5 protein-coding genes are annotated in these 6,313 nt (G+C 51.7%); 2 read left to right on the top strand and 3 right to left on the bottom strand.

The features are described 5' to 3' along the window. Positions 1 to 654 (bottom strand): N-acetylmuramoyl-L-alanine amidase family protein (locus IQ260_RS25825; protein ID WP_322745050.1); only part of this gene is annotated, 654 nt, incomplete at its 3' end. 20 nt (positions 655 to 674) lie between these two features. Continuing rightward, on the bottom strand, positions 675 to 1,175 hold the full coding sequence (locus tag IQ260_RS25820; protein WP_228016441.1) for a cupredoxin domain-containing protein: 501 nt from the start codon (positions 1,173 to 1,175) through the stop codon (positions 675 to 677). A 173-nt stretch (positions 1,176 to 1,348) separates the two neighbouring features. On the opposite strand from IQ260_RS25820, the gene IQ260_RS25815 reads away from it, so the two are divergent. Both IQ260_RS25815 and IQ260_RS25810 read left to right on the top strand, forming a co-directional pair. After that, entirely contained in the window at positions 1,349 to 3,610 is a 2,262-nt protein-coding gene (locus tag IQ260_RS25815; RefSeq protein ID WP_193995953.1) for a SulP family inorganic anion transporter, read from the top strand. Positions 3,611 to 3,676: 66 nt separating this feature from the next. Further along, positions 3,677 to 5,518, top strand: a complete 1,842-nt coding sequence (locus IQ260_RS25810; protein WP_193995952.1) for a SulP family inorganic anion transporter — start codon at positions 3,677 to 3,679, stop codon at positions 5,516 to 5,518. 43 nt (positions 5,519 to 5,561) lie between these two features. On the opposite strand, the gene IQ260_RS25805 is transcribed toward IQ260_RS25810, so the two are convergent. Then, the coding region (locus IQ260_RS25805; RefSeq protein ID WP_193995951.1) for an RNA-guided endonuclease InsQ/TnpB family protein at positions 5,562 to 6,313 on the bottom strand (752 nt) is incomplete at its 5' end.

Genomic DNA, 6,313 nt, shown 5'->3' with positions numbered 1-6,313 from the left:
CCAGGAGGCTAACCCGTCAGCCAGACCCAGGGCAAAATCGCGGCGGCGGCTGGTGAGGAGGGTGCGGTCTCGATCATTGGTCAGGTAGCCCAGCTCTATGAGCAACGATGGAGGTTCCACCTGGCGGCAAAAGGCCAGTCGCCCCATCCCCGCTGCGGTGTCTGGTCTAGCGCCTCGGCTAGGCAGCTGTGGTACCCGCCGGAGTAAGGCCAGCAAAAGCAGTTCGGCATGGGCCTTACGGGCTTCATTACTGGCAATGTAGTATGCCGTTGTCCCCCGAACGTCGGTATTTTGAAAAGCACCGACGTGGATCTCTAGGGCAATATCGCCGGTACGGTTGCGAGCATTGACCCAGCTGATGCTCTGCTGCAGGCTGAGGTCGTCAGGGACAGAAAGAACCTGGAATCCACGCGATCGCAGTTCCGGCACAATTAAATCCCGGATCCGGATCATTTCCTGGGCTTCGGTGATGCCATCAACCTTTACCCCAGAATCTCGGATACCATTTTCAAACCCACCGTGGCCTGCTGAGATAAAAATTTGTGCCATGTGACTGTCGTAAAGCGTTTTAATCCAGGCGCGTTGCCAATTGCCCCGCAAGGATACATCAATTTCCCAATATGTGGGAAACCGGAACGTAAAGTATTTCAGCAATAGGCTGGCCGGACCTGGGGCTAGCTAGGTGCGATCGCAACGCTAATTTCTCCCACCATCCCAGCTTCAGCGTGACCCGCAATCGAGCAATGCAGCTCATAGGTGCCTGGTTTCTGGGGCACAAACACCCACTCAGCCTCAGCCCCTGGCTTGAGTTCTAGCTCATGGATAGCGCCCTTGACTTCGACGTTGCCCGCTTCTACCTTCTGGGTCCAGATCACGTCAGAGAAGTCCTTGGCCGTGAAATAGTGCTTGGTCGGGCTGGGGTTATCTAACAGCAGTTTGTAGCGTTTGCCAGCGTCAAAGGTTAGCTGGTCTGGCTCAAAGACCAGGCCTCCCGCCTGATTACCCAGATGCACCTGGAGAGTTGTGATGGACTGCTGACTGGGGGCGGGGGCGGCAAAAGCAGCAGCGTTGCTGGTGAAGCAGATGCTGCTGCTTATCAATAGCCCCAATAGCATGCTAGTTAGCGCCTGTTTCCAGGGAAGTAAGCTGTCCAGGCGCGGGCGTAAGTTAATCATCGATTCTTATACTCCACCAGTTTTCTGCTTCTTTGTTACTAACCATAATGGGATCTTACGAGTGTGGCGGAAGTTACATTTTGGCGGTCAATGTTATGAGTTAGTGATTAATAGGCCAGTTGCCTTGGGCGCTGACTGTATTTTCAGAGCCTTTCGGCTGTTTTTTTTAAGCCATGCTTCAACGGTTGGTGCCGCTGTCTAAGACCTCTTTCGGATTACAGCAGCTACAGGAAAATTTTCAACCCAAGGTGCTGATTGCCAGTGCTACCGCTGGGTTGGTCACTGGTATCATCGGTGTGATTCGGGCGATTTCCTATGCCAGTTTGATCTTTTCTGGGGCATTGGCAACCCATCTGCCCACCGGTCTTGGCCTGACTGTTTTTAGTACAGCGATGACCTTGGCCGTGGTGGCATTAACCAGTGGACTACCCGGCCTGATTGCCACCCCCCTGGCGGCTCCGACCGCCATCTTGGCGATCATGGCGACTGGTATCGCAGCAGATCTAGCAGCCGTGCCTGACCAAGAGAGGCTGGCGACGGTTCTGGTGATGATTGCCGTCAGTGCCCTCTTGACGGGAGCGTTGCTGTTGGGATTGGGCGTATTTAAGCAGGGCGAACGGATTCGGGTGATTCCCTATCCGGTGATCGGTGGGTTTATGGCGGGGACAGGCTGGTTGTTGACGCGGGGTTTTGTACAAATCACCACGGATATTCCCCTGGCCTGGTCGTCCCTGGGCGCACTCTGGCAGACCCAGATACTTTGGTGTTGGCTGCCGGGGTTAGGGTTTGCGATCGCGCTGCTCACCGCCACTCGTTTGTGGTCCCAGTTTTGGGTAATGCCTGCGACGCTTCTGGCCTGTGCCGGGTCGTTTTACCTCATGCTTTGGGGCACTGGCACGTCGCTAGAAACTGCTCGTGCCGTCGGCTGGCTATTAGGTCCCTTTCCCCAGGGTGACCAGCTGTGGCATCCCCTAACTCTGCAGCTTTTTTCCCAGGTACACTGGCCCGCCATTGGGCACCAGAGCAGCGGTATTCTTACCGTCATGCTGGTCAGTCTGCTGTCGTTGCTGCTGAGCAACAGCAGTATTGAACTGGTCATTGGCAAGGACCTTAACCTTAGCCATGAACTTAAGGTAATTGGTTTAGCCAACGTGATCTCTGGACTGGGTGGGGGCATGATGGGAAATCAGGCCCTACCTAGCACCCTACTAGTTAACGACATTGGCGCAAAATACCGCCTGACGGGGCTTTTTGCCGTCATTCCCTCTGTCGCTGTGCTAGCCCTAGGGTCCAGTTTTCTCTCCTACTTACCCAAAGCTGTTTTGGGCAGTGTGATTTTATATCTGGGGCTATCCCTGCTGTGGAAATGGCTGTACCAGGCTTACTTTAAGCTACCCCTTTGGGACTATTTGACTGTTTGGGTCACCCTGATTGTGATCAATACCGTTGGCTTTTTGCAAGGTATTCTCACGGGCTTTATGCTCACGGTGATTCTGTTTATGTATCACTACAGCCAAGTGGATGTGGCTGGCCAGGTATTCTCCGGAGCCACCACCCGCAGCAATGTGGATCGCAGCGCTGAAGCTAATCGGAGCCTGGCACAGCAGGGGCATCAAATCTATGTCTTGGAGCTGCAGGGGTTTTTATTTTTTGGAACAGCTAACTATTTGCTGAGCAAAGTTCGTGCTCGTTTGGGATTAACCACTGACCAGCCCGAGGTTTCAACACAGCCTTTACGGTATGTGCTGATTGACTTTCGCCAGGTTAGCGGTCTCGATTCTTCAGCCGTGTTGACCTTTGACAAGATATTGAAACTGGCCCGACAGTATCAGTTCTCATTAGCGTTTACCAATCTTTCCCCTGAGCTAAAACTCTCACTGCAGCGGGGGATAAATATTGACTCAGATATCTGCCAGCTATTTGTCGATATTGATCGAGGGTTGGAATGGTGTGAACAACAGATTTTATCCGCCAGTGATCCACACTCAGTTGCTGAAGAGGCCAGCCTTGTCGATCAGCTCACTCAGCTCTTTCTGACGGCAGACCAGGCCGCTCGGTTTGTGACATATCTCAGTCTACAAATTCTGCCTGCCGGACATTTTATCTTCCGTCAGGGAGAGATGCATACGGGACTCTATTTTATCGAATCGGGGCAGGTCAGTGTTTTGCTTGATCAAGACAACGGGCACCGCCAACGTCTGCAAACCTGTACCAGCGGCCATCTGCTAGGAGAGATGCGATTTTATAGTAAAGCACCGCTGTCAAATTCTGTTGTAACCGATGTGCCTAGTCGACTCTATTACTTATCTAAGGAGACATTCGAGCAAATGCAAAAAGAGGCCCCAGATCTGGTACAGGCTCTTCAAACTTACATTGTTACTATTCTCTGTAACAGCCTTCTGCGCCGAGAACAACAATTGAGAGTAATGCAGTAAGTAGTTGTTTTCCCATCGCCTAATCCACTTTTTTAATAGCTTTTTTAACCAAATTTCGTTTATCTAATGACGTTTTTCTTGCCTAAAAGCCTTACCTGGCCCACGCCTGCTTCTTTAGTACAGGAGCTACAGCCAGAAACCCTCATTTCTAGCTTTCTTGCGGGCAGTATCACCGGTCTGATCGGGGTGATTCGGGCCATTTCCTACGCCGCCCTAATTTTCTCGGGTAGCCTAGCTGTTCATCTCAATGTCGGCGTTGGCATTGCCATTTTTAGCTCAGCGGCCATCAGCATTGTGGTGACGTTTATGAGTTCGCTACCGGGGATGATTGCCACCCCTCTAGCCGCTCCCACGGCGGTGCTGGCGATCTTAGCGGCTCAAATTGCCAGTACGCTCGCTACGTCTGCTACATCGACAGAGCTATTGGTGACTGTGGTGATGGCTATTTCCATCGGGTCTATCATCACAGGTATCACCCTATGGTTTTTAGGCGCTATTGGCGGGGGTAATGCGCTACAGTTTATTCCCTATCCGGTGGTGGGAGGGTTTATGGCGGCCACCGGCTGGCTGCTGGTGCGGGGAGCCGTCCAGGTGATGACCGATGAACCTTTGACGTTTTCTCATTTGGCTTGGTTTATCGAACCAGACCCGCTACTGCATTGGGGCACAGGTTTGGGGATAGCGGTAATTCTGCTAGCGTTTACCAAGCGCTACCAACAGGCAATGGTGATGCCCGGTATTTTGCTAGCGGCTACGGGGCTGTTCTATGGTGCGGTGTGGCAATCCCATCTACCACTGACAACGATTCGAGCGCAGGGATGGCTGCTGGGACCGTTTCCGGCCGGCAACCTGTGGCAGCCGCTCACCTTTAGCGATCTAGGACAGGTGCATTGGGCGGTGATCGCGCAGCACAGTAGTACCCTCGGGCTGTTGGTGTTTGTTAGTTTGCTGTCACTGGTGCTCACCAATGGAGGAATTGAACTGGCGTTAGGGAGAGATTTGGACTTAAATCAGGAACTGCGGGCGGTGGGCCTGGCCAATGTGATAGCGGGACTGGGGAGTACCATGGCTGGCAATCAGGCATTGCCCAGTACCTTACTGGTCCACAAAATGGGTGCGGCGAGTCGTTTGACCGGTCTGTTTAAGGCTCTGCCTTGTATTGCAGTGTTGCTCCTGGGGCCTGCTTTTTTGGCCTATTTTCCTAAACCGATTTTAGGCAGTCTGCTGTTGTTTTTGGGGCTAGAGCTGCTTTGGCAGTGGCTCTATCAGATCTGGTTTAGATTGGCCTGGTACGACTATTTGACGATTGTGGTTACCCTGGTGGTGATTAATCGGGTCGATTTTATTGTGGGTATTTTGGTCGGTCTGGTGATGACGGCTGTGCAATTTCTGTACCAATGTACTCAGACAAGTCCGATTGAACCGGGGGTATTGTCTGGGGAGCTTGACTCTCAAGCTGTTGCTACTGCTCAGTCTGATGATGTTAAAAACTGTCTAGATATAAATCAGGGCACCATCGACTGGATTGATTTACAAGGTTTTTTGTTTTTCGGCAATGCGGCATCTTTATTTCAGCAGGTGCGATCGCACATACTCCATCCCACCACAAGACGCTCCCCTGACTATTTGGTTTTAAACTTTCAGTCTGTCTTAGGTATAGACGCTTCGGCTGTTCTCAGCTTTAGTAAACTGTCAAAGCTAGCGCGTGATCGGCAACTAACACTCGTGTTTAGCCAAGCATCTGAACCTTTACAACAACAGCTGAGTCGTGGCCAAGGGATGGACCTTGATAGCAACTATTGTTTGCTATGCGAAACCCAAGAGCAGACCATCCAAGCCATTACTAAACTTAAGATATTGACTACTCCCCGACCAGAAGGTGCGGGGATTCCCTGGTCAGTGACATAACTTTCAGATCCAGCGTTGCCGCCAGACCCAAAGAGGTCGTATCTCACAGGGCGTTTTCCTTGTCTAGCAAGGTGCTTCCCGTGTGCCCCACGGTAGCCAGTCCTTTGTTCAGAAGGTTGATAGCTGCATTCTCATCTCTATCCAGCGTGCACCCACACTTGCAAGCATGAGTCCGAGTTGATAGAGACTTCTTCACTATCGTTCCGCAGCTCGAGCATTCTTGCGATGTATAGGCGGGATTCACCACTACGGTTACCCTGCCAAAGATCTCGCCATAGCGCTCTAGCCACGTTCTGAACTGATACCATCCCGCATCAGCAATCGACTTAGCCAAGTTGTGGTTCTTGACCATATTTCGGATTCTCAAATCTTCGTACGCTACGAGGTCGTTAGATCTCATCACGGACAACGCTAGTTTTACAGCGTGGTCTTTTCGCTTGCGTGAAGTTGTGAGGTCGAATCGTGCCAGTCGATTTATTGCCTGCTTGCGGTTGGCCGAGCCTTTCTTCTTTCGAGAGACGCGCCGAGCTAGTTTTTTTCGTCTAGCTTCGCGCTTTCGGTAGAATCTAGGATTCTCTTCTTTGTTGCCATTCGAGTCGGTATAGAAGTCGGCCAAGCCAACATCTAAGCCAATTGTGTTCCCCGACGGCTCAAGTGTTTCTTTTCTGTCTACGGCAACACAAAACTGGCAATAGTAGCCATCGGCACGGCGAATCAGCCTCACTCGCTTAATCAGCTGTTCAGCATAATGAGCAAGATCGTGGGTGCCCACTAACTTCAAAAGACCAATGCCTT

The sequence above is a fragment of the Leptolyngbya cf. ectocarpi LEGE 11479 genome, from assembly GCF_015207065.1.
Classification (GTDB): Bacteria; Cyanobacteriota; Cyanobacteriia; order Phormidesmidales; family Phormidesmidaceae; genus Leptothoe; species Leptothoe ectocarpi.
The sequence above is the reverse complement of the archived record's forward strand: the minus strand, read 5'-3'. Positions and strand labels throughout refer to the sequence as shown.

What these genes read in the sequence shown, in the direction of transcription:
- IQ260_RS25820 (WP_228016441.1), bottom strand. Translation starts at nt 1,175, where the DNA reads ATGATTAACTTACGCCCGCGCCTGGACAGCTTACTTCCCTGGAAACAG.
- IQ260_RS25815 (WP_193995953.1), top strand. Translation starts at nt 1,349, where the DNA reads ATGCTTCAACGGTTGGTGCCGCTGTCTAAGACCTCTTTCGGATTACAG.
- IQ260_RS25810 (WP_193995952.1), top strand. Translation starts at nt 3,677, where the DNA reads ATGACGTTTTTCTTGCCTAAAAGCCTTACCTGGCCCACGCCTGCTTCT.